Annotated in this window: 28 protein-coding genes and 1 other annotated feature; of the genes, 19 read left to right on the forward strand and 9 right to left on the reverse strand. The window is 52.8% G+C overall.

Annotated elements, in window-relative coordinates; translation table 11 throughout:
* Window positions 1-81 precede the first annotated feature (81 nt).
* Together J1G48_RS12205 and cobO are read left to right on the forward strand one after the other, a co-directional pair.
* Window positions 82-843, forward strand: a complete 762-nt coding sequence (locus J1G48_RS12205; protein ID WP_000559310.1) for a YciK family oxidoreductase — start codon at window positions 82-84, stop codon at window positions 841-843.
* Entirely contained in the window at window positions 840-1,430 is a 591-nt protein-coding gene (gene cobO, locus J1G48_RS12210) for a cob(I)yrinic acid a,c-diamide adenosyltransferase (RefSeq protein WP_001278856.1), read from the forward strand. Before J1G48_RS12205 ends, cobO begins: the two co-directional genes overlap by 4 nt.
* 86 nt (window positions 1,431-1,516) lie before the next feature.
* On the opposite strand, the gene rluB is transcribed toward cobO, so the two are convergent.
* From rluB to rnm, 3 genes are all read right to left on the reverse strand, one after another.
* Window positions 1,517-2,392: a 23S rRNA pseudouridine(2605) synthase RluB gene (gene rluB / locus J1G48_RS12215; protein WP_001291233.1), complete on the reverse strand. Its 876-nt coding sequence runs from the start codon at window positions 2,390-2,392 to the stop codon at window positions 1,517-1,519.
* A 100-nt stretch (window positions 2,393-2,492) separates the two neighbouring features.
* The gene (locus tag J1G48_RS12220) at window positions 2,493-3,113 is read right to left on the reverse strand and encodes an L-threonylcarbamoyladenylate synthase (protein WP_000077250.1); all 621 of its coding nucleotides are present in this window, start codon (window positions 3,111-3,113) and stop codon (window positions 2,493-2,495) included.
* A gap of 7 nt (window positions 3,114-3,120) precedes the next feature.
* Complete coding sequence (rnm, locus tag J1G48_RS12225) at window positions 3,121-4,002, reverse strand: RNase AM (RefSeq protein ID WP_000500446.1); 882 nt, start codon at window positions 4,000-4,002, stop codon at window positions 3,121-3,123.
* A 121-nt stretch (window positions 4,003-4,123) separates the two neighbouring features.
* On the opposite strand from rnm, the gene trpL reads away from it, so the two are divergent.
* The 10 genes from trpL to J1G48_RS12275 all read left to right on the forward strand — a co-directional run bounded on the left by trpL (window position 4,124) and on the right by J1G48_RS12275 (window position 13,524).
* The gene (gene trpL, locus J1G48_RS12230; RefSeq protein ID WP_010989026.1) at window positions 4,124-4,168 is read left to right on the forward strand and encodes a trp operon leader peptide; all 45 of its coding nucleotides are present in this window, start codon (window positions 4,124-4,126) and stop codon (window positions 4,166-4,168) included.
* Window positions 4,145-4,240, forward strand: a sequence feature (Trp leader region). Its footprint overlaps the gene before it by 24 nt.
* A 22-nt stretch (window positions 4,241-4,262) precedes the next feature.
* Window positions 4,263-5,825 carry an anthranilate synthase component 1 gene (locus J1G48_RS12235; protein WP_001194386.1) on the forward strand — a complete coding sequence of 521 codons (1,563 nt, stop codon included), beginning with the start codon at window positions 4,263-4,265 and terminating at the stop codon, window positions 5,823-5,825.
* Complete coding sequence (trpD, locus tag J1G48_RS12240) at window positions 5,825-7,420, forward strand: bifunctional anthranilate synthase glutamate amidotransferase component TrpG/anthranilate phosphoribosyltransferase TrpD (RefSeq protein ID WP_000763488.1); 1,596 nt, start codon at window positions 5,825-5,827, stop codon at window positions 7,418-7,420. The genes J1G48_RS12235 and trpD overlap by 1 nt, the downstream gene beginning before the upstream one ends.
* Window positions 7,421-7,423: 3 nt before the next feature.
* Window positions 7,424-8,782, forward strand: coding sequence for a bifunctional indole-3-glycerol-phosphate synthase TrpC/phosphoribosylanthranilate isomerase TrpF (trpCF, locus tag J1G48_RS12245; RefSeq protein WP_001195280.1), 1,359 nt, complete (start codon window positions 7,424-7,426; stop codon window positions 8,780-8,782).
* A 9-nt stretch (window positions 8,783-8,791) separates the two neighbouring features.
* On the forward strand, window positions 8,792-9,985 hold the full coding sequence (gene trpB, locus J1G48_RS12250; RefSeq protein ID WP_000209485.1) for a tryptophan synthase subunit beta: 1,194 nt from the start codon (window positions 8,792-8,794) through the stop codon (window positions 9,983-9,985).
* Window positions 9,985-10,791, forward strand: a complete 807-nt coding sequence (trpA, locus tag J1G48_RS12255) for a tryptophan synthase subunit alpha (protein WP_000443029.1) — start codon at window positions 9,985-9,987, stop codon at window positions 10,789-10,791. The genes trpB and trpA overlap by 1 nt, the downstream gene beginning before the upstream one ends.
* Window positions 10,792-11,270: 479 nt before the next feature.
* Complete coding sequence (locus tag J1G48_RS12260) at window positions 11,271-11,453, forward strand: general stress protein (protein WP_000807657.1); 183 nt, start codon at window positions 11,271-11,273, stop codon at window positions 11,451-11,453.
* 89 nt (window positions 11,454-11,542) lie between these two features.
* Window positions 11,543-12,046 (forward strand): ferritin-like domain-containing protein, encoded by a 504-nt coding sequence (locus J1G48_RS12265; RefSeq protein WP_001022826.1) that lies wholly within the window; start codon window positions 11,543-11,545, stop codon window positions 12,044-12,046.
* 73 nt (window positions 12,047-12,119) lie between these two features.
* Window positions 12,120-12,626, forward strand: a complete 507-nt coding sequence (locus J1G48_RS12270; protein WP_001109977.1) for a ferritin-like domain-containing protein — start codon at window positions 12,120-12,122, stop codon at window positions 12,624-12,626.
* A gap of 19 nt (window positions 12,627-12,645) precedes the next feature.
* Window positions 12,646-13,524 carry a manganese catalase family protein gene (locus J1G48_RS12275; RefSeq protein WP_000488349.1) on the forward strand — a complete coding sequence of 293 codons (879 nt, stop codon included), beginning with the start codon at window positions 12,646-12,648 and terminating at the stop codon, window positions 13,522-13,524.
* A gap of 81 nt (window positions 13,525-13,605) precedes the next feature.
* Here J1G48_RS12275 and ompW read toward each other — a convergent pair whose 3' ends face one another.
* Window positions 13,606-14,244, reverse strand: a complete 639-nt coding sequence (ompW, locus tag J1G48_RS12280) for an outer membrane protein OmpW (RefSeq protein ID WP_000714799.1) — start codon at window positions 14,242-14,244, stop codon at window positions 13,606-13,608.
* Window positions 14,245-14,581: 337 nt separating this feature from the next.
* On the opposite strand from ompW, the gene J1G48_RS12285 reads away from it, so the two are divergent.
* The 4 genes from J1G48_RS12285 to yciA all read left to right on the forward strand — a co-directional run bounded on the left by J1G48_RS12285 (window position 14,582) and on the right by yciA (window position 16,913).
* Window positions 14,582-14,986: a YkgJ family cysteine cluster protein gene (locus J1G48_RS12285; RefSeq protein ID WP_000114955.1), complete on the forward strand. Its 405-nt coding sequence runs from the start codon at window positions 14,582-14,584 to the stop codon at window positions 14,984-14,986.
* Window positions 14,987-15,011: 25 nt separating this feature from the next.
* Window positions 15,012-15,755, forward strand: a complete 744-nt coding sequence (locus J1G48_RS12290; RefSeq protein ID WP_000028507.1) for a YciC family protein — start codon at window positions 15,012-15,014, stop codon at window positions 15,753-15,755.
* A gap of 56 nt (window positions 15,756-15,811) precedes the next feature.
* Window positions 15,812-16,351, forward strand: a complete 540-nt coding sequence (locus tag J1G48_RS12295) for a septation protein A (RefSeq protein WP_000808682.1) — start codon at window positions 15,812-15,814, stop codon at window positions 16,349-16,351.
* 160 nt (window positions 16,352-16,511) lie between these two features.
* Window positions 16,512-16,913 (forward strand): acyl-CoA thioester hydrolase YciA, encoded by a 402-nt coding sequence (yciA, locus tag J1G48_RS12300; protein ID WP_000210317.1) that lies wholly within the window; start codon window positions 16,512-16,514, stop codon window positions 16,911-16,913.
* A 58-nt stretch (window positions 16,914-16,971) separates the two neighbouring features.
* Here the strand turns inward: yciA and tonB are convergent, their stop codons facing one another.
* Entirely contained in the window at window positions 16,972-17,700 is a 729-nt protein-coding gene (gene tonB / locus J1G48_RS12305) for a TonB system transport protein TonB (RefSeq protein WP_001525247.1), read from the reverse strand.
* 223 nt (window positions 17,701-17,923) lie between these two features.
* Here tonB and J1G48_RS12310 point away from each other — a divergent pair, with 223 nt between their 5' ends.
* Window positions 17,924-18,220, forward strand: a complete 297-nt coding sequence (locus J1G48_RS12310; RefSeq protein ID WP_000967605.1) for a YciI family protein — start codon at window positions 17,924-17,926, stop codon at window positions 18,218-18,220.
* Window positions 18,221-18,263: 43 nt separating this feature from the next.
* On the opposite strand, the gene J1G48_RS12315 is transcribed toward J1G48_RS12310, so the two are convergent.
* Window positions 18,264-18,437, reverse strand: coding sequence for a YciY family protein (locus tag J1G48_RS12315; protein ID WP_001531561.1), 174 nt, complete (start codon window positions 18,435-18,437; stop codon window positions 18,264-18,266).
* Window positions 18,438-18,579: 142 nt separating this feature from the next.
* On the opposite strand from J1G48_RS12315, the gene cls reads away from it, so the two are divergent.
* Both cls and J1G48_RS12325 read left to right on the forward strand, forming a co-directional pair.
* The gene (gene cls, locus J1G48_RS12320; protein ID WP_000206886.1) at window positions 18,580-20,040 is read left to right on the forward strand and encodes a cardiolipin synthase; all 1,461 of its coding nucleotides are present in this window, start codon (window positions 18,580-18,582) and stop codon (window positions 20,038-20,040) included.
* Window positions 20,041-20,073: 33 nt separating this feature from the next.
* Window positions 20,074-20,403, forward strand: coding sequence for an HI1450 family dsDNA-mimic protein (locus J1G48_RS12325; protein WP_000425070.1), 330 nt, complete (start codon window positions 20,074-20,076; stop codon window positions 20,401-20,403).
* Window positions 20,404-20,450: 47 nt separating this feature from the next.
* Here J1G48_RS12325 and J1G48_RS12330 read toward each other — a convergent pair whose 3' ends face one another.
* From J1G48_RS12330 to J1G48_RS12340, 3 genes are read right to left on the reverse strand one after another with little or no spacing between them, the layout of a single operon-like run.
* Window positions 20,451-21,287 carry an ion transporter gene (locus tag J1G48_RS12330; protein ID WP_000059074.1) on the reverse strand — a complete coding sequence of 279 codons (837 nt, stop codon included), beginning with the start codon at window positions 21,285-21,287 and terminating at the stop codon, window positions 20,451-20,453.
* 47 nt (window positions 21,288-21,334) lie between these two features.
* Window positions 21,335-22,339 carry a murein tripeptide/oligopeptide ABC transporter ATP-binding protein OppF gene (gene oppF / locus J1G48_RS12335; protein WP_000994698.1) on the reverse strand — a complete coding sequence of 335 codons (1,005 nt, stop codon included), beginning with the start codon at window positions 22,337-22,339 and terminating at the stop codon, window positions 21,335-21,337.
* Window positions 22,336-23,343, reverse strand: a complete 1,008-nt coding sequence (locus J1G48_RS12340; protein WP_000058857.1) for an ABC transporter ATP-binding protein — start codon at window positions 23,341-23,343, stop codon at window positions 22,336-22,338. The genes oppF and J1G48_RS12340 overlap by 4 nt, the downstream gene beginning before the upstream one ends.
* Between the last annotated feature and the right edge of the window lie 4 nt (window positions 23,344-23,347).

Genomic DNA, 23,347 nt, shown 5'->3' on the forward strand with positions numbered 1-23,347 from the left:
CTTTCAGGCATAAACCCGAAAAGTTAACGCGAAGATAAGACAACCTGGCAGGACGGTGCACCACACCGTTGAGGAGTAGCCATGCATTACCAACCGAAACAAGATCTATTGCAAAACCGCATTATTCTGGTCACTGGCGCCAGCGATGGCATTGGGCGGGAAGCCGCGCTTACGTATGCGCGTTACGGCGCAACGGTGATTCTGCTGGGACGCAACGAAGAGAAACTGCGTCGGGTCGCGCAGCACATTGCTGACGAGCAACATGTTCAACCACAGTGGTTTACGCTCGATCTGCTGACCTGCACCGCTGAAGAGTGCCGGCAAGTGGCCGACCGCATCGCCGCGCACTATCCCCGCCTGGATGGCGTCCTGCACAATGCCGGGTTACTGGGGGAAATCGGTCCAATGAGCGAACAAGATCCGCAGATCTGGCAGGATGTCATGCAGGTAAACGTTAACGCCACCTTTATGCTCACCCAGGCGCTGTTACCGTTATTGCTGAAGTCCGATGCCGGCTCGCTGGTCTTTACGTCATCAAGCGTTGGCCGTCAGGGACGCGCCAACTGGGGCGCCTATGCCACCTCGAAGTTTGCTACTGAAGGAATGATGCAGGTGCTGGCGGACGAATACCAGAATCGTTCTCTGCGTGTTAACTGCATTAACCCGGGCGGCACGCGCACCAGTATGCGCGCCAGCGCCTTTCCGACGGAAGATCCACAGAAATTAAAAACGCCTGCCGATATTATGCCGCTTTACCTGTGGCTTATGGGCGACGACAGTCGCCGTAAAACCGGTATGACCTTTGACGCCCAACCGGGCCGTAAACCAGGAATCGCCCAATGAGTGATGAACGTTATCAGCAGCGCCAGCAGAAGGTAAAAGATCGGGTTGACGCCCGTGTCGCCCAGGCACAGGAAGAGCGCGGTATTATTATCGTGTTTACTGGCAATGGTAAGGGCAAAACCACGGCGGCTTTCGGAACTGCCGCCCGCGCCGTAGGACACGGTAAAAACGTAGGCGTGGTGCAATTTATTAAAGGCACCTGGCCCAACGGCGAGCGTAATCTGCTGGAACCGCATGGCGTCGAATTTCAGGTGATGGCAACGGGATTTACCTGGGAGACGCAAAATCGCGAGGCAGACACCGCAGCATGTATGGCCGTTTGGCAGCATGGGAAACGGATGCTGGCCGATCCGCTGCTTGATATGGTGGTCCTGGATGAGCTGACCTATATGGTGGCGTATGACTATTTGCCGCTGGAAGAGGTCATAAGCGCGCTAAACGCGCGCCCTGGTCACCAGACGGTGATTATTACAGGTCGCGGCTGTCACCGGGATATTCTTGATCTTGCGGATACCGTCAGCGAACTGCGTCCGGTTAAACATGCTTTTGACGCGGGCGTAAAAGCCCAGATGGGAATTGATTATTAACCGTAGGCCGGATTAAGGCGTTTGCGCCGCCATCCGGCACAAACCCTCTTGTCTGATGATTCTCGGCCTATAGACCGCGGTAGAGATTACCCGTTGTTATTACGCCCACCGGAGCGGCGTCCGCCAGCGATCTGGCTGTGGCGTTTTACCGCCCGACGGATCTGGTTCGCTTTCATACGACGGCGGTCTTTTTCGACGGCAACCTTCGACGAGGTTTCCGGCGGGAGCTCTACCAGACCACGCAGATAGTTCGTTTGCGCGAGGTCGAGCTCAGTCCAGCCGCCGCGCGGCAGGCCTTTCGGCAGCGGGATATCGCCGTAACGAACGCGGATCAGACGGCTGACCTGAACGCCTACCGCTTCCCACAGTCGGCGAACTTCGCGGTTGCGCCCTTCCGTCAGCGTCACGTTGTACCACTGGTTAATGCCTTCGCCGCCGCTGAATTTAATGGTCTTAAATGCCGCCGGACCATCTTCCAACTGTACGCCACGGCTTAAATCACGCAGTTTCGATTCATCCACCTGACCGAACACGCGCACGGCATATTCACGTTCAACTTCACGACTAGGGTGCATCAGGCGGTTCGCCAGTTCACCGTCGGTGGTAAACAACAATAGCCCGCAGGTGTTGACATCCAGACGTCCTACCGCAATCCACCGCGCGCCGCGCAATTTCGGTAAGCGATCAAAAACGGTTGGCCGCCCTTCAGGGTCATTGCGGGTACACAGTTCACCTTCTGGTTTGTAATAGGCCAGAACGCGGCAAATTTGTTCCGCCGACTCTTTCACCGAAATCAGGTGACCGTCGATACGGATTTTCAAACCGGGAGTGACTTCAACACGATCGCCAAGCGTGGCGATTTTACCGTCAACGCTGACACGTCCCGCTTCAATAATGGATTCGATTTCACGGCGAGAGCCGTGGCCAGCGCGCGCCAGCACTTTTTGTAACTTTTCGCTCATAGAGCTTCCTTCAGGTGTCGCCTTCACAGGCGTCGAACAGGAGAATGAACGGCGCGTTGCCGCGCCATTTTAAGGCCGCGTAGTATACAGGCTTACGCCCTTATAAGAAAGGTGTAACGTCGCCGACGCCTTCGCGCAGCACCACCGGGGAGTCATTGGTCAAATCGATTACCGTGGTAGGCTGTTGACCGAGGTAACCACCGTGGATGATCAGATCCACCTGCTTCTCCAGCCGATCTTTAATCTCCTCCGGGTCCGACTCGGTAAAATCGCTGCCAGGCAGCATCAACGACGTCGAGAGCATCGGTTCGCCCAGCGTATCCAATAACGCCAGCGCAATCGGGTTTGACGGTACGCGCAGGCCGATAGTTTTACGCTTTTCCTGCAACAGACGGCGCGGCACCTCTTTTGTCCCCTTCAGGATAAAGGTGTAATTACCCGGCGTATTGTTTTTCATCAGACGAAATGCCACGTTGTCGACGTAGGAGTAGGTCGACAACTCGGACAAATCGCGGCACATCAGCGTGAAGTTGTGGCCGTCCGGCAGATGACGGATGCGGCAAATGCGCTCCATTGCGCCTTTGTCTTCAATTTTACAACCAAGGGCATAGCCGGAATCGGTTGGATAAACAATAACACCGCCTTTACGCACAATGTCGACGGCCTGATTAATCAGCCGTTGCTGTGGGTTATCCGGATGGATATAAAAAAACTGGCTCATACTTCCCTCACTGTGATATTTGCGGCTGTTCCCATGCCTGCCATACGCCTTCAACGCCAGCGGGCAGCCAGAGTTTACGCCCCAACTCAATCCACGGGCAGGGCTGATGGAAATCAGATCCAAGCGATGCCCATAAATGATGCTGACACGCAAGCGTCGCCAGTTGGGTGCGTTCATTGGGTGATTGTTGGCACTGCGCCACTTCCATCGCGTCGCCGTGATGGTCGGCAAAATGCGCCACTAATCTTTTCAGCCACTTAGCGCTAAGGTCGTAGCGTCCCGGGTGGGCCAACACCGCCTTACCGCCAGAATGATGAATGACATCAATAGCTTGTTCTATTGTACACCACTGCGGCGGAACGTAACCGGTTTTCCCACGCGCGAGATATTTTTTAAAAACATCCGCCATGGTCGCGGCTTTGCCGCACTCCACCAGAAAGCGGGCGAAGTGGCCGCGCGTCACCGCGCCGCCATTGGCCAGTCTCAATGCCCCTTCCCACGCGCCGGGAATATGGGCTTTTTCCAGACGCTCCGCAATGAGCCGACCACGCGCCTGACGCCGCTGTGTCTGCTGCGCCAGAAAATCGCGCATTGCCGGATGCGCAATATCAATATTCAGACCCACAATGTGAATCTCATGATTCTCCCAGACCGTTGAAATCTCCACGCCGGGAATAAGATTCAGGGCCAGCCCGGAACGTGAAATTTCTTCTCTTGCCGCAGGAATCGCGGCTGTGGTGTCATGATCGGTAATCGCCAGCGTGCCGACTCGCATCTCTACCGCACGGTGTACTAATGTTTCTGGCGTCAACAGTCCATCGGACGCCGTGGTATGACTGTGCAGATCGTAAATCACTGCGTAATTCGTGTCGCTCAAGGCGGCTCCCATAGAGATAAAGTTATGTCATGTACATCATAACGGTTCCGGCAAATATACTGAAATAGGTGTTGACATTATTCCATCGAACTAGTTAACTAGTACGAAAGTTCACATGAAGAGGGTATCTAAAATGGCAGCGACATTTGCATTACACGGTTGGTGGCGCACTTCCTGATAGCGGGCGGTGTATGAACAGCTGTAATCAGCCAAACGATACCCGGCCCGCCTGTTAAGCGGGCTTTTTTTTGAACAAAATAATGAGAATAACCATGCAAACACCAAAACCCACGCTCGAACTGTTGACCTGCGATGCCGCCTATCGGGAAAACCCAACGGCGCTTTTTCACCAGGTCTGCGGCGATCGCCCGGCAACGCTGCTGCTGGAATCCGCGGATATCGACAGTAAAGATGATTTAAAAAGCCTGCTGCTGGTAGATAGCGCGCTGCGCATTACCGCTTTAGGTGACACTGTCACCATTCAGGCGTTATCTGATAATGGCGCCTCGTTATTGCCGCTACTGGATACCGCCCTGCCCGCTGGCGTGGAGAACGAAGTCCTGCCTGCCGGTCGCGTTCTACGCTTCCCGCCCGTCAGCCCATTATTAGATGAAGACGCCCGTTTATGCTCTCTGTCGGTATTTGATGCGTTCCGTCTGTTACAGGGAGTGGTGAACATACCGACGCAAGAGCGGGAGGCTATGTTTTTCGGCGGTCTGTTTGCCTACGACCTGGTCGCTGGCTTTGAAGCGCTGCCACACCTTGAGGCTGGCAATAACTGCCCGGACTACTGCTTTTATTTAGCGGAAACGCTGATGGTCATAGATCATCAGAAAAAAAGCACCCGTATTCAGGCCAGTCTGTTCACCGCAAGCGACCGGGAAAAACAGCGCCTGAACGCCCGCCTGGCTTACCTTAGCCAACAGTTAACCCAGCCTGCGCCGCCGTTGCCGGTCACGCCGGTGCCGGACATGCGCTGCGAATGCAATCAGAGCGATGACGCGTTCGGCGCGGTGGTACGCCAGTTGCAAAAAGCCATCCGCGCGGGGGAGATATTTCAGGTGGTGCCGTCGCGCCGCTTTTCACTGCCCTGCCCGTCGCCGTTGGCTGCCTACTACGTGCTGAAAAAGAGCAACCCCAGCCCGTATATGTTCTTTATGCAGGATAATGATTTCACGCTTTTCGGCGCGTCGCCGGAAAGCTCGCTGAAATATGACGCCGCCAGTCGTCAGATTGAGATTTACCCCATCGCGGGTACCCGTCCACGCGGTCGCCGCGCCGATGGTACGCTGGACAGAGATCTCGACAGCCGTATTGAGCTGGACATGCGTACCGACCATAAAGAGCTTTCCGAACATCTGATGCTGGTCGATCTGGCGCGCAATGACCTGGCGCGCATCTGTACGCCGGGCAGTCGCTACGTTGCCGATCTGACCAAAGTTGACCGCTATTCGTACGTGATGCATCTGGTTTCCCGGGTAGTGGGCGAACTGCGTCACGATCTCGACGCGCTGCACGCCTATCGCGCCTGCATGAACATGGGCACCCTGAGCGGCGCGCCGAAAGTACGCGCCATGCAGTTGATTGCCGATGCGGAAGGACAGCGCCGCGGCAGCTATGGCGGCGCGGTCGGTTACTTCACCGCCCACGGCGATCTGGACACCTGTATTGTTATCCGCTCCGCGCTGGTGGAGAACGGTATCGCCACCGTACAGGCGGGCGCCGGAATCGTGCTGGACTCTGTTCCGCAGTCTGAAGCCGATGAAACCCGTAATAAAGCGCGCGCCGTATTGCGTGCTATCGCCACCGCGCATCATGCACAGGAGACCTTCTGATGGCTGATATTCTGCTGCTCGATAACATCGACTCGTTTACCTGGAACCTGGCAGATCAGCTACGGACCAACGGTCATAACGTGGTGATTTACCGTAACCATATTCCGGCGCAGACGCTTATCGATCGCCTGGCAACAATGAAAAATCCGGTGCTAATGCTCTCCCCCGGTCCGGGCGTTCCCAGCGAGGCAGGCTGTATGCCGGAGCTGCTGACCCGACTACGCGGCAAGTTACCGATCATCGGCATTTGTCTGGGGCATCAGGCGATTGTCGAAGCTTACGGCGGTTATGTCGGTCAGGCGGGAGAAATCCTGCATGGCAAAGCCTCCAGCATTGAGCATGACGGTCAGGCGATGTTCGCCGGGCTGGCGAATCCGCTACCGGTCGCGCGTTATCATTCGCTGGTCGGCAGTAATGTTCCTGCCGGGCTAACCATTAACGCCCATTTCAACGGCATGGTGATGGCGGTACGTCATGATGCGGATCGCGTTTGCGGTTTTCAATTTCATCCTGAGTCCATCCTGACGACACAGGGTGCGCGTCTACTGGAGCAAACATTAGCCTGGGCGCAGCAAAAGCTGGAACCGACCAACACCCTACAGCCAATTCTGGAGAAACTCTATCAGGCGCAAACTCTGACGCAACAAGAGAGCCATCAGTTGTTTTCGGCGGTCGTCCGCGGCGAACTTAAACCTGAACAGCTCGCCGCCGCGCTGGTGAGCATGAAAATTCGCGGCGAGCATCCCAATGAAATTGCCGGCGCCGCCACTGCGTTGCTGGAAAATGCCGCCCCGTTCCCGCGCCCGGACTACCTGTTTGCGGATATCGTTGGTACCGGCGGCGATGGCAGTAACAGTATCAATATCTCTACCGCCAGCGCCTTTGTCGCAGCGGCCTGTGGACTGAAAGTGGCGAAACACGGCAACCGTAGCGTGTCCAGCAAATCGGGGTCATCCGATCTGCTGGCGGCGTTCGGTATTAATCTGGATATGAACGCCGATAAATCACGTCAGGCGTTAGATGAACTGGGCGTCTGTTTCCTGTTCGCGCCGAAATATCACGCCGGATTCCGTCACGCGATGCCGGTTCGCCAACAGTTAAAAACGCGAACCCTGTTCAACGTACTCGGCCCGCTGATCAACCCGGCGCATCCGCCGCTGGCATTGATTGGCGTCTATAGCCCGGAACTGGTGCTGCCGATTGCGGAAACCTTACGGGTACTGGGCTATCAGCGCGCGGCGGTGGTACATAGCGGCGGCATGGATGAGGTTTCGCTCCATGCGCCGACGATTGTCGCGGAGCTGCATGACGGCGAAATTAAAAGCTATCAACTTACGGCGGAGGATTTTGGCCTGACGCCTTACCATCAGGATCAGTTGGCTGGCGGCACGCCGGAAGAAAACCGTGACATTCTGACGCGGTTATTACAAGGTAAAGGCGATGCCGCGCATGAGGCCGCCGTCGCCGCCAACGTGGCGATGCTGATGCGTCTGCATGGTCAGGAAGATCTCAAAGCCAACGCGCAAACCGTGCTTGATGTTCTGCGCAACGGCACCGCATATGACAGAGTCACCGCACTGGCGGCAAGAGGGTAAATAATGCAAACCGTTTTAGCGAAAATCGTCGCAGACAAGGCGATTTGGGTAGAAGCCCGCAAACAGCAACAGCCGCTGGCCAGCTTTCAAAATGAGATCCAGCCAAGTACACGCCATTTTTATGATGCGCTCCAGGGCGCGCGTACCGCCTTTATTCTGGAGTGTAAGAAAGCATCGCCATCAAAAGGCGTGATTCGCGATGATTTCGATCCGGCGCGTATTGCCAATATTTATCAACATTACGCCTCGGCAATCTCGGTGCTCACCGACGAAAAATATTTTCAGGGTAGCTTCGATTTTCTGCCGGTCGTTAGCCAAAGCGCACCGCAGCCGATTCTGTGTAAGGATTTTATTATCGATCCCTATCAGATCTACCTTGCCCGTTACTATCAGGCCGATGCCTGTTTACTGATGCTCTCGGTTCTGGATGACGAACAGTATCGCCAACTCTCCGCCGTCGCGCACAGTCTGAAAATGGGCGTGCTCACGGAAGTCAGTAATGACGAAGAACGGGAGCGCGCGATAGCGTTAGGCGCAAAAGTGGTAGGTATCAACAATCGCGATCTGCGCGATCTGTCGATTGATTTGAATCGCACCCGCCAGCTGGCGCCAAAACTGGGCCACGGCGTGACTGTCATCAGCGAGTCCGGGATTAACACCTATGGTCAGGTACGCGAACTGAGCCACTTCGCCAACGGTTTTTTAATTGGCTCGGCGTTAATGGCGCATGACGATCTTAACGCCGCCGTCCGTCGCGTGCTGCTTGGCGAAAATAAAGTCTGCGGCCTGACCCGCGCCCAGGACGCTAAAGCGGCCTGTGACGCTGGCGCAATATATGGCGGGTTGATTTTTGTGCCCTCATCTCCACGCGCGGTGAGCGTTGAGCAGGCGCGAGAAGTGATAAGCGGCGCGCCATTGCAGTATGTCGGCGTTTTCCAGAACGCTGATATCGCCGATGTTTGCCAGAAAGCCGCCGTCCTGTCGCTTTCTGCCGTACAGCTACATGGCAGCGAAGACCAGGCGTATGTCAACGCGCTGCGCGAGGCGTTGCCGCGCAATGTGCAAATCTGGAAGGCGCTGAGCGTTAGCAATGCCCTTCCCGCACGCGATTATCACCATGTCGATAAATACATTTTCGACAATGGGCAAGGCGGCAGCGGGCAGCGCTTCGACTGGTCACTGCTACAGGGGCAACCGCTGGATGATGTGTTACTGGCGGGCGGGCTGGCGGCCGATAACTGCGTCCAGGCGGCGCAAGTCGGCTGTGCCGGTCTCGATTTTAATTCAGGTGTGGAGTCACAGCCGGGCATCAAAGATGCTCGTCTTCTGGCCTCGGTTTTTCAGACACTGCGCGCATATTAAGGAAAAAACATGACAACACTTCTCAACCCCTACTTTGGTGAATTCGGCGGCATGTATGTGCCGCAGATCCTGATGCCTGCGCTGAACCAGCTTGAAGAGGCCTTCGTCAGCGCGCAAAAAGATCCTGAATTTCAGGCGCAATTCGCCGATCTGCTAAAAAACTACGCGGGACGCCCCACCGCGCTGACGAAATGCCAGAACATTACCGCCGGTACGCGTACCACGTTGTATTTAAAGCGCGAAGATTTACTGCACGGCGGCGCACACAAAACCAATCAGGTACTGGGTCAGGCGCTGCTGGCCAAACGGATGGGTAAAAGCGAGATTATCGCTGAAACCGGCGCCGGTCAGCACGGCGTCGCCTCTGCGCTCGCCAGCGCCCTGCTGGGTCTGAAATGCCGTATCTATATGGGTGCCAAAGACGTTGAGCGCCAGTCGCCGAACGTCTTCCGTATGCGTCTGATGGGCGCTGAGGTTATCCCGGTTCATAGCGGCTCCGCTACGCTAAAAGATGCCTGTAACGAGGCGCTGCGCGACTGGTCCGGTAGTTACGAAACCGCGCACTATATGCTCGGCACGGCGGCAGGACCGCATCCCTATCCCACCATCGTTCGCGAGTTCCAACGCATGATTGGCGAAGAGACGAAAGCGCAAATCCTCGACAAAGAGGGCCGTCTGCCAGATGCCGTTATCGCTTGCGTCGGCGGCGGCTCAAACGCTATCGGGATGTTTGCGGATTTTATTAATGATACCAGCGTCGGGCTAATAGGCGTTGAACCTGGCGGTCACGGTATTGAAACCGGCGAGCATGGCGCGCCGCTTAAACATGGTCGCGTTGGCATCTATTTCGGGATGAAAGCGCCGATGATGCAAACAGCGGACGGGCAAATTGAAGAGTCCTATTCCATTTCCGCCGGGCTCGATTTCCCATCCGTTGGGCCGCAACATGCGTACCTGAACAGCATCGGACGCGCGGATTATGTCTCCATTACCGATGATGAGGCGCTGGAAGCCTTCAAAACGTTGTGCCGCCATGAGGGAATTATCCCGGCGCTGGAATCCTCCCACGCGTTGGCGCACGCTCTGAAAATGATGCGCGAGCAGCCGGAAAAAGAGCAACTGCTGGTGGTCAATCTCTCTGGCCGCGGAGATAAAGACATCTTTACCGTACACGATATCCTGAAAGCGCGAGGGGAAATCTGATGGAACGCTACGAAAATTTATTTGCACAGCTCAACGATCGCCGGGAAGGCGCTTTTGTCCCCTTCGTGACCCTGGGCGACCCTGGCATTGAACAGTCACTGAAAATTATCGACACACTGATTGACGCTGGCGCCGACGCTCTGGAACTGGGGGTTCCCTTCTCCGATCCGCTGGCCGATGGCCCTACCATCCAGAATGCGAACTTACGCGCCTTCGCCGCTGGCGTCACGCCGGCTCAGTGTTTTGAAATGCTGGCGCTGATTCGTGAAAAACACCCGACCATTCCGATTGGCCTGCTAATGTACGCGAATCTGGTGTTCAATAACGGCATAGATGCGTTCTATGCCCGTTGTGAACAGGTTGGCGTAGATTCCGTGCTGGTCGCAGATGTCCCGGTTGAAGAGTCGGCCCCCTTCCGCCAGGCGGCGTTACGGCATAATATCGCGCCGATCTTCATCTGCCCGCCAAATGCGGATGACGATCTTCTGCGCCAGGTCGCATCTTACGGCCGCGGTTACACCTACCTGCTTTCGCGTTCGGGCGTCACCGGCGCGGAAAACCGTGGCGCATTGCCGTTGCATCATCTCATTGAGAAGCTTAAAGAGTACCATGCCGCGCCTGCGTTACAGGGCTTCGGTATCTCCTCGCCGGAACAGGTGTCTGCGGCCGTGCGTGCCGGGGCGGCTGGCGCTATCTCCGGCTCAGCCATTGTCAAGATTATCGAGAAAAACCTCGCGTCTCCCGAACAGATGTTGGCGGAGCTCAGGTCCTTTGTCTCAGCCATGAAAGCCGCCAGCCGCGCATAACGAGTTAAGCCGTCAGCATAACGCTGGCGGCTTAATGAGTGGCTGGCGCCGAACCAGAATCACGATTCAGATGTACATCATCAATCTTTTTGGTGTTATTCCCCGTCCAGCTTTCAAAAAGTCTGAAGTCAATTTTTGCTAAGAAAACTCCTAATCACGCCGAAAAATTTAGCGTTTTCACGTCAATTTCCCCCGCCTTTATGTAAAGAAATGTCAACAAACAATGCATTAACGTTTCTATGGCTGCAGATAGTGACGCTTGTTATTAATAACAATGCAAAGCATTTTCTGTTAAATCGCTTATTCTAAAAGAAAATATAGAATATATTATCTCTAAACCATTTTTTGTGCGTTATTTACGCGGTAAATCACAACTATTTCCGTCAATTTGACTAATCGGTTTAACCAACTAATTTTAATAGGGTGTCGACACGGTTAAAACCGATTTTTTCAGCAAGCAACGAGACAGGAGAAATAATATGGCCGAACATCGTGGTGGTTCAGGAAATTTCGCCGAGAATCGTGAAAAAGCATCTGAAGCGGGCCGCAAAGGCGGTCAGCATAGCGGCGGGAATTTCAAAAACGATCCGCAACGAGCTTCTGAAGCCGGTAAAAAAGGTGGTCAGAATAGTCACGGCGGACGTAAATCCGATAATTCCTGATTTACTGTAATGTAAATACAACACATGCTTTTATCAAGCAATCTGCGAGTCTTCTGGCTCGCAGTATTTTGCCCAGGAGAATTAGATTTATGAATATCAAAACCGTTGAAGACCTTTTTATCCATCTACTTTCAGATACCTATAGTGCAGAAAAACAATTAACCAAGGCTCTTTCTAAACTAGCCAGAGCCACGTCCAATGAAAAATTAAGCCAGGCCTTTCAATCTCATCTTGAAGAAACCCAGGGTCAGATTGAACGTATTGATCAGATCGTCGAATCTGAATCTGGCATTAAACTGAAAAGAATGAAATGCGTCGCTATGGAAGGGCTGATCGAAGAAGCCAATGAAGTCATCGAAAGTACGGAGAAAAACGAAGTACGCGATGCAGCGCTTATCGCCGCGGCGCAAAAAGTCGAGCATTACGAAATCGCCAGCTACGGCACGCTAGCCACCCTGGCCGAGCAGCTCGGCTATAGCAAGGCATTAAAACTGCTCAAAGAAACCCTCGACGAGGAAAAACAAACTGATTTAAAACTTACCGATTTAGCAGTCAGCAATGTTAATAAAAGTGCTGAACGCAAATCGAAATAATATTTTTAATTATCAGCTTGCATGATTCCGATTTTATTATCGGAGCAGATTATCACGCATTGAGGAATGTAAAATGAATTATACTGAACATTATCATGACTGGCTTCGTGACGCCCATGCCATGGAAAAACAGGCAGAATCGATGCTTGAATCTATGGCCAGCCGTATTGAAAATTATCCTGATATAAAAGCCAGAATTGAACAACATATTAGTGAAACCAAACATCAAATTACCATGCTCGAAGAAGTATTGGACCGTAATGGCATTTCTCGTTCGGTGTTGAAAGACTCCATGAGTAAAATGGCAGCAATGGGGCAATCTATCGGTGGCATGTTCCCTTCCGATGAAATTGTCAAAGGCTCAATTAGCGGTTATGTTTTCGAGCAGTTCGAAATTGCTTGTTATACCTCCCTGCTGGCGGCGGCAAAAAAAGCTGGCGACACTGCCTCAATTCCGACGATTGAAGCCATTCTGAAAGAAGAAATGCAAATGGCTGACTGGCTGATCAAACATATTCCGCAGACAACGGAACAATTTTTACTGCGATCTGAAGCAGATGGCGTTGAAGCCAAAAAATAAATAATAAGCAGGAGGCAATATGTTTCGACACGTAAAACAACTTCAATATACTGTGCGAGTGAGCGAACCTAATCCTGGATTAGCGAACCTGCTGCTGGAACAGTTTGGCGGCCCGCAGGGCGAACTGGCGGCCGCCTGCCGCTACTTCACGCAAGGTTTAAGCGATGATGATGCCGGTCGTAGAGAAATGTTAATGGACATCGCCACCGAGGAGCTGAGTCATCTGGAAATTATCGGCTCACTGGTAGGAATGCTTAATAAAGGCGCTAAAGGCGAGCTGGCGGAAGGTACCGAAAACGAAGCGGAACTTTATCGCTCGCTGACGCAGAATGGTAATGACAGCCATATCACCTCTCTGCTGTATGGCGGCGGCCCGGCGTTGACGAACTCCGGCGGCGTACCGTGGACCGCGGCTTATATTGATACTATCGGCGAAGTCACAGCCGATCTACGCTCAAACATCGCGGCAGAGGCGCGAGCGAAGATCATTTATGAACGCCTGATTAATCTGACCGACGATCCCGGCGTAAAAGACACGCTCAGTTTCTTAATGACCCGTGAAGTCGCGCACCAGCTCTCTTTTGAAAAGGCGCTGTATTCGATTCGTAACAACTTCCCGCCGGGTAAATTACCGCCGGTAGAACAGTATACCGACGTGTACTACAACATGTCGCAAGGCGACGATCCGCGAGGTAGCTGGAATAGCGATGAGAACTTCAACTATGTCGCAGAACCGATGCCTGCTGTTGATGGCGGCGATGGCCTGGCGACAGTGAAATTGCCGCGCGAGCAGATGGCGCTGCTCAAAGCGATGGCAGAAAGAACGAAATCGGACCCCACCGTTGATCCTCTCACTGGCGCAGAACTAGGCTGCGGCGAACCGAAAGAAGACAAGTGAGTTCCGACAAGTAAAATCCGTGTGTCATGTCCTTTTTTGACCCCGCCTGGCGGGGTCTTTTTTCGTCACAACATCACGCGATTAGAAACGATAGCCTGCCGAGAACATAAATACCCATGGGTCCAGACGCACGCTGTCATGATGCTGAACGCCGCCCATTTTATAATTGGCGGTAGTATCAATATCCATGTACCAGACAGAGGCGCCAATTAACCAGTCGCGGTTAATCAGGTAATCTACCCCAACTTGCCCTGCCGCGCCCCAGGAATCCTTAAAGCTCAGATCGGACAGCCCGGCATTTTTACCATTATCGTTAAAGTCGTTATCGAAGAAGGTGGTGTAGTTCACCCCCACGCCGACATAAGGACGCACTTTGCTGCTGGAATCGCCGAAGTACCACTGCGCCATTAACGTTGGCGGTAACAGGTGAACCGTGGCGATATCTCCCGTCGCGCCCGTACCCACCTTATGGCGGAACGGCGTGGCCGCCAGCAATTCAACCCCGATATTGTCCGTCGCCATGTAAGTGAATGTCAGGCCGAGTTGCGTGTTATTACTCACATCAAACCCGTTTAAATGCCCCAGCGTACCACCCGCCCCTTCTGTAGGTCTGACGGTTGCCGGACCTGCACGCATAAAGAATTCTCCGGCTTCGTGCGCGAAAGCGCTGCCTGAGAGAAGAGTTGTTAACGCCAGTGCCGCCACTGTAAATTTTTTCATACCCGCTCCATCGTTATGGTTATAAAAGCGTGATGAATATACCCACAATGAAGTAATAAGTGATCTAACACAGATCACATTTGTTCTTATAATTTAACATTTATTGATCCAGATTAATTTAGAACTTGTATTGAAAATCCTGGTTATAGGAGTTCAGATCAATTTTGACATATTCACGCTATGCAAATATTTGTCTGCTCCTGTTGCCCTGGCGATAAAGGCTGGCTAAGGTAATCAATGTCCCGCAATGGCGCGTGGCGGTAAGATTCGCGAACACTGCGGGACAGATTAATTTCCGTTGTAATCTATTGATACGTGAGTTTTTTGCAGGTGAATCATGAGCGTTCTTAACCCATGCATGACATGCGGTGCCTGTTGTGCCTATTTTCGTGTCTCCTTTTATTGGGCTGAAGGCGACGATGCCAGCGGACGCGTTCCGGCGTCATTAACCGAGCCTGTTACCCCTTTTTTACGTTGTATGGCCGGTACCAACCAAAAACAGCCGCACTGTAAAGCGCTAATTGGCACGCCGGGTGAAAACGTCAGTTGCGCTATTTATGAAAACCGCCCTTCAACCTGTCGCGAATTTTCGATATCGGGCGAAGGAGGCGAAGTGAATGAGGCGTGTAATCGCGCCCGCGCGCGATACGGATTACCGCCGCTTTACAAAGATATGCTTTTCCATACAACTGCTGATGCTGCCACTGTAGAGTTATCCAGGGTACAATTGCCCGCAAATTAACACCTGCAAAACTCAAGGAGAGTGCATGTCTATCACGGCGAAGTCCGTTTACCGTGACGCCGGAAATTTTTTCCGAAATCAATTTATTACTATCTTGCTGGTTTCGTTGCTGTGCGCATTTATCACGGTGGTCTTAGGTCATGCCTTTTCACCCAGCGATGCGCAAATCGCGCAACTCAGTGAAGGAGAACATCTGGCAGGCAGCGCTGGCCTGTTTGAGCTGGTACAAAATATGACGCCGGAGCAGCAGCAGATCCTGTTGCGCGCCTCTGCCGCCTCGACGTTTTCCGGGCTTATCGGCAACGCTATTCTGGCCGGCGGTATCATCCTGATGATTCAGTTAGTTTCAGCGGGACATCGGGTTAGCGCGCTGCGCGCTATCGGCGCCAGCGCCCCTGCATTGCCTAAACTGTTTATTCTCATTTTTCTGACTACCCTGTTAGTGCAAATCGGTATAATGCTGATTGTCGTTCCGGGGATTATTATGGCCATTGTGCTGGCGCTTGCGCCAGTGATGTTGGTTGAAGAGAAAATGGGCGTGTTTGCCGCAATGCGCAGCAGTATGCGTTTAGCCTGGGCTAACATGAGACTGGTCGCGCCTGCGGTGATAGGCTGGTTACTGGCTAAAACATTGCTATTGCTGTTCGCGCCCAGCTTCGCTGTACTGACCCCAAATGTAGGCGCTGTACTGGCGAATACGTTGAGCAATCTGATTTCCGCAGTATTGCTTATCTACTTATTCCGCCTGTATATGTTGATTCGCCAATAATCCGCAATGCGCCGTTACGCGGCGCATTCGACGCTCGTTGATGATGGAATCGAAGAATGAAGCAGTTTCTGGATTTTTTACCGCTGGTTGTCTTTTTTGCGTTTTATAAACTTTATGACATCTATGCGGCGACCTCCGCACTGATTGTCGCGACGGCAATCGTGCTGATTTATAGCTGGGTGCGCTATCGGAAAATAGAGAAGATGGCGCTGATTACCTTTGTTCTGGTTGCCGTCTTCGGCGGTCTGACGCTCTTCTTCCATAACGATGAATTTATTAAATGGAAGGTGACGGTTATTTATGCGCTGTTCGCCGGCGCGCTGTTAATAAGCCAGTGGGTGATGAAAAAACCGTTAATCCAACGTATGTTAGGTAAAGAACTGGCGTTGCCGCAGCAGGTCTGGTCAAAGCTGAACCTGGCGTGGGCGCTGTTTTTTATTGCGTGCGGTCTGGCTAACATTTATATCGCCTTCTGGTTGCCGCAAAATATCTGGGTCAACTTTAAGGTCTTTGGACTCACGGCGCTGACGCTCATTTTTACCCTGCTGAGCGGCGTCTATATCTACCGGCATCTGCCACAGGAAGATAAATCATAACCCTCCCGTGACTTATCATCGCCAGACTGCGAACGCCTGGCGATATTTTCTTCGCCTTTACGCCCTGCGCTTTCCCGTCAGTACCTTTATTCCCACTATTCTCCACACAAAATTCATAGTAGCATCGCGGCTGTAATTTTTTCTGATAGTCGGTTTTACAATGACAACAATGGATAATACTCCTCAGGGCGAGCTGGTTTTACGTACATTGGCCATGCCTGCCGATACCAATGCGAACGGCGATATTTTTGGCGGCTGGCTGATGTCGCAAATGGATATTGGCGGCGCGATACTGGCCAAAGAGATCGCGCACGGTCGGGTTGTAACCGTACGCGTGGAAGGAATGACATTTCTGCGCCCCGTCGCGGTTGGCGATGTCGTATGCTGCTACGCGCGCTGCGTTAAACGCGGTACGACGTCTATTAGCATCAATATTGAAGTCTGGGTGAAAAAAGTCGCGTCAGAACCGATTGGACAGCGCTACAAGGCCACCGAGGCGCTGTTTATTTATGTTGCCGTCGATCCGGACGGTAAACCTCGCCCGCTCCCGGTTCAGGGTTAAGTATGCCCGCTTACGCCGCCAGCAGGTGATGGTATATTCCTACTGGCGGCGCCAGAGATTACTCAATCTGCGCCGTACCGTTCAGACGGAAGATAATATTGACCACCAGCCCGGAACCCGGCTTGCCTGCTTCATAGCGCCATTTACGCATCGCATTCTTAACTTCACGCTCAAACATATTGGCTGGCTGCGCGGACAGAATCTGTACATTTTCCACTCGCCCAGCAGAGGTCACATCAAACTTAACCTTTACGCGGCCTTCAATACGTAACGCCTGTGCTCGCGCCGGATACTGCGGCTGGTTACGGCTCAGAGCGCGAGGTCCAGTGGGTACGCTCACCGCCGGCTTGCTGGTCGCCGAGGCGGTGCTGCTTGTTGGCCGCGCCGGGGCGCTATTTTCAAACGGTGAGGCAGGACGAGGCGCGGCTGGTTTGACTTCGCGCTTCGGCTGCTCTTCAACCTTTTTCACCGGTTCCGGTTTCGGTTTTGGCTTGGGTTTTGGCTTAGGTTTGGGTTTCTCAATCACCACGGGCGCTTCTTTAGGCGGTTCAGGGATCGGCTCTGGCTCCGGTTCGGGTTCAACCACTGGCTCCGGCGGCGGCTGAACCGCCTGGGGCGGCTCCAGGTCAGCGGGTGAAACCATTGTCACCGTGATAGGCTGCGCTGGCGCAGGCAATTCAATAACCTGATGTACCGAGGTATAGAGCAAACCTGCCACTACAGCACCATGAATGCCTACGGAAAGGAGTGTCGGCCAGGGAAAGCGACGAGGTAAATCAAGGGTCATTGAAGTCATAATCGTTTCAGTTGAAAAACCAGAGCTGAATTTTAAATGCAAATAGCAATCATATTCAATAAGGCATTGCCGATAGCGGCATTTAAAAGATGATATCGCGCAAAAACACCACACAAAATGTGCATGTTTAACAAAGTCGGTATCTTTACATTGCAGTTAAATGCCCTTTCCAATAACGTAATCAGCAACTTTTACCGATTAAGGAGCTCTACCCGTGCTGTATGTTATTTACGCTCAGGATAATGCCAACTCGCTTGAAAAACGCCTCTCGGTACGGCCCGCGCATCTGGCGCGCCTGCAACTTCTGCATGATGAAGGGCGATTATTAACTGCCGGGCCGATGCCCGCAGTGGACAGTAACGATCCTGGGGTAGCCGGATTTACCGGGTCAACGGTGATTGCTGAATTTGAATCTTTAGAAGCAGCGCAATCCTGGGCTGATGCGGATCCCTACGTCGCAGCGGGCGTCTATGCGCAGGTTTCGGTCAAACCGTATAAGAAGATCTTTTGAAAAGGATGGCCTGTTGGGCACCGCATACGGTGCCCTTTCTGGCTCACACACCGTGAATCGCAAAGAGTAATGAATTACGCTGACGATTAAAGATGCATTTCCTGATAGTATGGATACGCATATTACGGCGTGATTGCCCTTCAAGCCAACGCGCTTTACGGCGGCTCGCCTGACGTAGCATTCGCCAGCGCCCCACTTCCGTTCTACTACGCTTCATGTTTACGACTCTCACTGTAACAGAAGCGCCATTATACCCCCTCGCCGGATGCAGACCAGCGCTTTTCCCGTGTTTTTATTTGCCATGTGAATCCTGACGCGTAAACTCTTAACAACACGCTTTCTAAAGGATTTTTAAAGTTATGACAACCTTCTACACCGTGGTGAGTTGGCTGGTCATTTTGGGATACTGGGTTCTCATTGCCGGCGTCACATTACGTATTCTAATGAAACGGCGCGCAGTTCCCTCCGCAATGGCCTGGTTGTTAATCATCTATATCCTTCCGCTGGTCGGGATCATCGCCTATTTGTCCGTGGGCGAATTGCATTTAGGCAAACGTCGCGCCGAGCGTGCCCGCGCCATGTGGCCATCTACTGCCAAATGGTTGAATGACCTCAAAGCCTGCAAACACATTTTCGCGCAAGAAAACAGTAGCGTCGCATCGTCCTTGTTTAAGCTGTGCGAACGACGTCAGGGGATTGCGGGCGTCAAAGGCAACCAGTTGCAATTACTTACCGACTCCGATGATGTCATGCAGGCGCTTATTCGCGATATCCAACTGGCGCGGCATAATATCGAAATGGTGTTTTACATCTGGCAGCCAGGCGGCATGGCGGATCAGGTCGCTGAATCGCTAATGGCCGCCGCCCGCCGCGGCATCCATTGCCGGCTTATGCTGGATTCCGCGGGTAGCGTCGCTTTCTTCCGCAGCCCCTGGGCGGCCATGATGCGTAACGCTGGCATTGAAGTCGTAGAGGCGCTGAAGGTGAATCTGATGCGCGTCTTTTTACGCCGTATGGATCTTCGCCAGCACCGTAAAATGGTGATGATTGACAATTACATCGCCTATACCGGCAGTATGAATATGGTGGACCCGCGTTTTTTCAAACAGGATGCCGGCGTTGGACAATGGGTCGATTTGATGGCGCGGATGGAAGGCCCCGTGGCGACAGCAATGGGGATTGTTTACTCCTGCGATTGGGAAATCGAGACGGGTAAACGCATTCTGCCTCCCCCGCCGGATGTGAATATTATGCCGTTTGAGCAGGCCAGCGGGCATACCATTCATACCATTGCTTCCGGTCCTGGTTTTCCGGAAGATCTCATTCACCAGGCACTATTAACCGCCACCTATGCTGCGCGCGAATATTTAATTATGACCACGCCATATTTCGTCCCCAGCGACGATCTGCTGCACGCCATTTGTACCGCTGCGCAGCGCGGCGTGGATGTCAGTATTATCCTGCCCCGTAAAAATGATTCACTGCTCGTCGGCTGGGCCAGTCGCGCCTTTTTCAGCGAGTTACTGGCGGCGGGCGTGAAAATCTATCAGTTCGAAGGCGGGCTGTTGCATACTAAAAGCGTGCTGGTCGATGGCGAACTGAGCCTGGTCGGTACCGTGAATCTCGACATGCGTAGCCTGTGGCTTAATTTCGAGATTACGCTGGTCATTGATGATACGGGTTTCGGCGCCGATCTGGCTGCGGTACAGGACGATTATATTTCGCGCTCCCGTCTCTTAGATGCGCGTTTGTGGGTAAAACGTCCGTTATGGCAGCGTATTACCGAGCGATTGTTTTACTTCTTTAGTCCATTGCTGTAAAACGTGACCAACATGAGTAAACAGGTAGTCACTATGGAAATGGATCTGAACAATCGCCTGACTGAAGACGAAACGCTTGAGCAGGCTTACGATATTTTTCTTGAGCTGGCGGCGGATAATCTTGATCCGGCTGATATCATTCTGTTCAATTTGCAATTCGAGGAGCGCGGCGGCGCGGAGTTGTTTGATCCCGCTGAAGACTGGCAAGAGCACGTCGATTTTGACCTGAATCCAGACTTTTTTGCCGAGGTAGTGATTGGCCTAGCGGATACCGAAGACGGCGAAATTAACGACATTTTCGCCCGCGTTCTGCTGTGCCGGGAAAAGGACCACAAGCTGTGCCATATTCTCTGGCGCGAATAAGCGGTTCAGGCCGGATGGCGTCTGATTGCGCCCTCCGGCAAGCCTGTTTAATCCGGTAGCTTACTGCCGCATCGGTTACAATATTGCGCGCTATGTTCATGCTGGCTTTGCTGGCACTGCGGACATTTTCGCTGCCAGTGACGTTTTTGAAACGCGCTGCTCATGTGCGTGGTAATCAGTCCTGTAGGAATCGCAATCACCGAATAACCAATCAAAATAAGCACCGACGCGACAATACGTCCCAGCGGCGTATGCGGCGTAATATCACCATACCCCACGGTTGTGACTGTCACTATCGCCCAATACACCGAGGCATTAAGCGTCGTGAAGCCATATTTCGGTCCTTCAATAAGATACATCAGGGCACCGAAAATAATCATCACGATCGCAATAAATGAATAGAACAGAATAAGCTGATGACGCGCGCTAATAATGGCGCTCCAGAATACGCGCAGGGATGGCATAAAGCGTAGCAGTTTAAGAATACGCAGCACGCGAATCGCTCGCATAGCACGCCAGGCAAACATATAGTTCAGGCTAATTTCCGGCCACAGCCACATGACGTACAGCGGCAAAATCGTCACCAGATCAATAAATCCCCAGAAACTAAAAACGTATTTTGCCGGTTCGGGCCAGCTAAACAGTCTGAGCAAGTATTCACCGGTAAATATCAGGGTAACGCAGAGCTCCAGCCAGACAAAAATATGCCATTCATCAAATGTCAGGTGATATTCCGTTCCCACGCCTGATTCAACAAAAATGACCAGTACGCTAAGCAGCGCAAACAGCGCGCATAACCCTTCAAAACGGCGACCTGAGCGCGTAGTCAAATCGAACAGATTATGATAAAGACGACGGCGAACCGACGACAAAGAAAGTGACACGGTAACCTCACCTAAAAGAAGGGCTGACAAATTGTCAGCCCTTGCGATTATAACGGGTCTACTTTAAGGCAGGAAACGGCATGGCGAAAACTTCCTTCCAGCACCGGTCGCGTTTGCGCGCATTCTGGCCCGGCTAGCGGACAGCGTGTACGGAACACGCAGCCGGAAGGCGGGTTAATGGGCGAAGGTAATTCGCCCTCCAGCAATTGTATCTTCTTATTTCGCTCCAGATCGGGATCGGGAATCGGTACCGCCGACATCAGCGCTTTGGTATAAGGATGCAGTGGATTATGGTACACCTCATCATAGGTGCCCAATTCTACTGCATGACCGAGATACATCACCAGGACACGATCGGATATGTGCTTTACGACCGCCAGGTCGTGCGCAATAAAAATCAACGACAGCCCCATCTCTCGCTGTAACTGCTGGAGCAAATTCACCACCTGCGCCTGAATAGAAACGTCCAGCGCCGACACCGGCTCATCGCAAATAATGAGCTTAGGTTCCAGGATCAACGCCCGGGCGATACCGATGCGCTGGCACTGCCCCCCGGAAAATTCATGAGGATAACGGTTGATGAGATTCGGCAGCAGCCCCACTTTCAGCATCATGGCTTTCACGCGGTCACGCACGTCCTGGCGCGAAAGTTTAGGATGATAAGTGCGCAGCGGTTCCGCGATAATTTCGCCAATCGTCATTCGCGGGTTGAGTGACGCCAGCGGGTCCTGGAAAATCATCTGGATATCGCTGCGCACTTCGCGCCACTCATCCGCTTTCATGCCCAACAGATCTTTTCCCAGCCAGGCGACTTTACCGTCTGTCGCCTTCACCAGACCAATAATGGCGCGCGCAAACGTCGACTTGCCGCAGCCGGATTCACCCACCACGCCAAGCGTTTCGCCTTCATACAGGCGTAGCGTAACGCCGTCCACCGCTTTCAGAGTTTTCGGCGGTTGCCAGAACCACTGCTTCCCTTCTTTGATATCAAAATGTACTTTCAGATCGGCGATTTCGAGGAGAACTTTACGTTGTTCAATCACAGCATTCATAGCAGTTCCTCCACCGGTTTAAAACAGGCGCGCAAGCGACCAGGACTAAACGCTTCAAGTGGCGGCGCATTATTGCAGATCTCCATCGCATGAGGACAACGCGGCTGGAACGGACAACCTTTAGGCAAACGCAATAAATTGGGAGGATTGCCCGGAATCGTCAACATTTCCGCCCCCTCGCTATCCAGACGCGGCACCGCATTAAGCAAGCCTATCGAATACGGATGAACGGGCTGATAAAAGACATCGCGCGCCTTACCGTATTCCATGGTACGCCCGGCATACATTACCAGGACCTTATCGCAAATACCCGCGACCACGCCCAGATCGTGGGTAATCATGATAATGGCGGTATTAAATTCGCGCTTTAGCTCATTAAGCAAGGTCATAATCTGCGCCTGCACGGTAACATCAAGCGCGGTGGTAGGCTCATCGGCAATAAGCAGTTTCGGCCTGCACAACAGCGCCATCGCAATCATCACACGTTGACGCATTCCGCCGGAAAATTCGTGCGGGTACATTTTCATCCGTTTGCGCGCTTCCGGCATTTTTACGGCATCCAGCATTCTGACGGACTCTTCAAAAGCTTCCGCTTTGCTCATCCCTTTATGCAGCATCAGGACTTCCATTAACTGCTCCCCAACGCGCATATAAGGATTTAGCGAGGTCATCGGGTCCTGAAAAATCATCGAAATCTGTTCTGCGCGCAGCGTATTCAGTTCGCGCTCAGGTAGATTAAGAATTTCACGTCCGTTGAAGGTCGCAGAACCGCCGATTCGACCATTCGTCGCCAGCAGTCCCATTAATGCGAACGCCGTTTGCGATTTCCCCGATCCAGACTCGCCAACAATACCTAACGTTTCTCCAGCGCGAAGCGTAAAGTTCAGATCGTTGACCGCCGTCACATCGCCATCAGGCGTAGCGAACGTAACACGAAGATCGTTTACCTCCAGCAGTACATTCGCCGGTTGCGGCGCCTGAGTTGCGGTTTCTGATAAGCTCATGGCT

The sequence above is a fragment of the Salmonella sp. SAL-020 genome, assembly GCF_017372215.1.
Taxonomy (GTDB): Bacteria; Pseudomonadota; Gammaproteobacteria; order Enterobacterales; family Enterobacteriaceae; genus Salmonella; species Salmonella enterica.

Bases quoted from the DNA above. Each gene is read 5' to 3' on its own strand.
- trpCF (WP_001195280.1), top strand. From the start codon at position 7,424: ATGCAAACCGTTTTAGCGAAAATCGTCGCAGACAAGGCGATTTGGGTA.
- trpD (WP_000763488.1), top strand. From the start codon at position 5,825: ATGGCTGATATTCTGCTGCTCGATAACATCGACTCGTTTACCTGGAAC.
- J1G48_RS12285 (WP_000114955.1), top strand. From the start codon at position 14,582: ATGAGCGTTCTTAACCCATGCATGACATGCGGTGCCTGTTGTGCCTAT.
- yciA (WP_000210317.1), top strand. From the start codon at position 16,512: ATGACAACAATGGATAATACTCCTCAGGGCGAGCTGGTTTTACGTACA.
- rnm (WP_000500446.1), bottom strand. From the start codon at position 4,002: ATGGGAGCCGCCTTGAGCGACACGAATTACGCAGTGATTTACGATCTG.
- J1G48_RS12340 (WP_000058857.1), bottom strand. From the start codon at position 23,343: ATGAGCTTATCAGAAACCGCAACTCAGGCGCCGCAACCGGCGAATGTA.
- J1G48_RS12220 (WP_000077250.1), bottom strand. From the start codon at position 3,113: ATGAGCCAGTTTTTTTATATCCATCCGGATAACCCACAGCAACGGCTG.
- J1G48_RS12235 (WP_001194386.1), top strand. From the start codon at position 4,263: ATGCAAACACCAAAACCCACGCTCGAACTGTTGACCTGCGATGCCGCC.
- trpB (WP_000209485.1), top strand. From the start codon at position 8,792: ATGACAACACTTCTCAACCCCTACTTTGGTGAATTCGGCGGCATGTAT.
- J1G48_RS12315 (WP_001531561.1), bottom strand. From the start codon at position 18,437: ATGAAGCGTAGTAGAACGGAAGTGGGGCGCTGGCGAATGCTACGTCAG.
- J1G48_RS12260 (WP_000807657.1), top strand. From the start codon at position 11,271: ATGGCCGAACATCGTGGTGGTTCAGGAAATTTCGCCGAGAATCGTGAA.
- oppF (WP_000994698.1), bottom strand. From the start codon at position 22,339: ATGAATGCTGTGATTGAACAACGTAAAGTTCTCCTCGAAATCGCCGAT.
- J1G48_RS12290 (WP_000028507.1), top strand. From the start codon at position 15,012: ATGTCTATCACGGCGAAGTCCGTTTACCGTGACGCCGGAAATTTTTTC.
- J1G48_RS12275 (WP_000488349.1), top strand. From the start codon at position 12,646: ATGTTTCGACACGTAAAACAACTTCAATATACTGTGCGAGTGAGCGAA.
- J1G48_RS12205 (WP_000559310.1), top strand. From the start codon at position 82: ATGCATTACCAACCGAAACAAGATCTATTGCAAAACCGCATTATTCTG.
- cobO (WP_001278856.1), top strand. From the start codon at position 840: ATGAGTGATGAACGTTATCAGCAGCGCCAGCAGAAGGTAAAAGATCGG.
- J1G48_RS12270 (WP_001109977.1), top strand. From the start codon at position 12,120: ATGAATTATACTGAACATTATCATGACTGGCTTCGTGACGCCCATGCC.
- ompW (WP_000714799.1), bottom strand. From the start codon at position 14,244: ATGAAAAAATTTACAGTGGCGGCACTGGCGTTAACAACTCTTCTCTCA.
- cls (WP_000206886.1), top strand. From the start codon at position 18,580: ATGACAACCTTCTACACCGTGGTGAGTTGGCTGGTCATTTTGGGATAC.
- trpA (WP_000443029.1), top strand. From the start codon at position 9,985: ATGGAACGCTACGAAAATTTATTTGCACAGCTCAACGATCGCCGGGAA.
- J1G48_RS12265 (WP_001022826.1), top strand. From the start codon at position 11,543: ATGAATATCAAAACCGTTGAAGACCTTTTTATCCATCTACTTTCAGAT.
- rluB (WP_001291233.1), bottom strand. From the start codon at position 2,392: ATGAGCGAAAAGTTACAAAAAGTGCTGGCGCGCGCTGGCCACGGCTCT.
- tonB (WP_001525247.1), bottom strand. From the start codon at position 17,700: ATGACCCTTGATTTACCTCGTCGCTTTCCCTGGCCGACACTCCTTTCC.
- J1G48_RS12295 (WP_000808682.1), top strand. From the start codon at position 15,812: ATGAAGCAGTTTCTGGATTTTTTACCGCTGGTTGTCTTTTTTGCGTTT.
- J1G48_RS12325 (WP_000425070.1), top strand. From the start codon at position 20,074: ATGGAAATGGATCTGAACAATCGCCTGACTGAAGACGAAACGCTTGAG.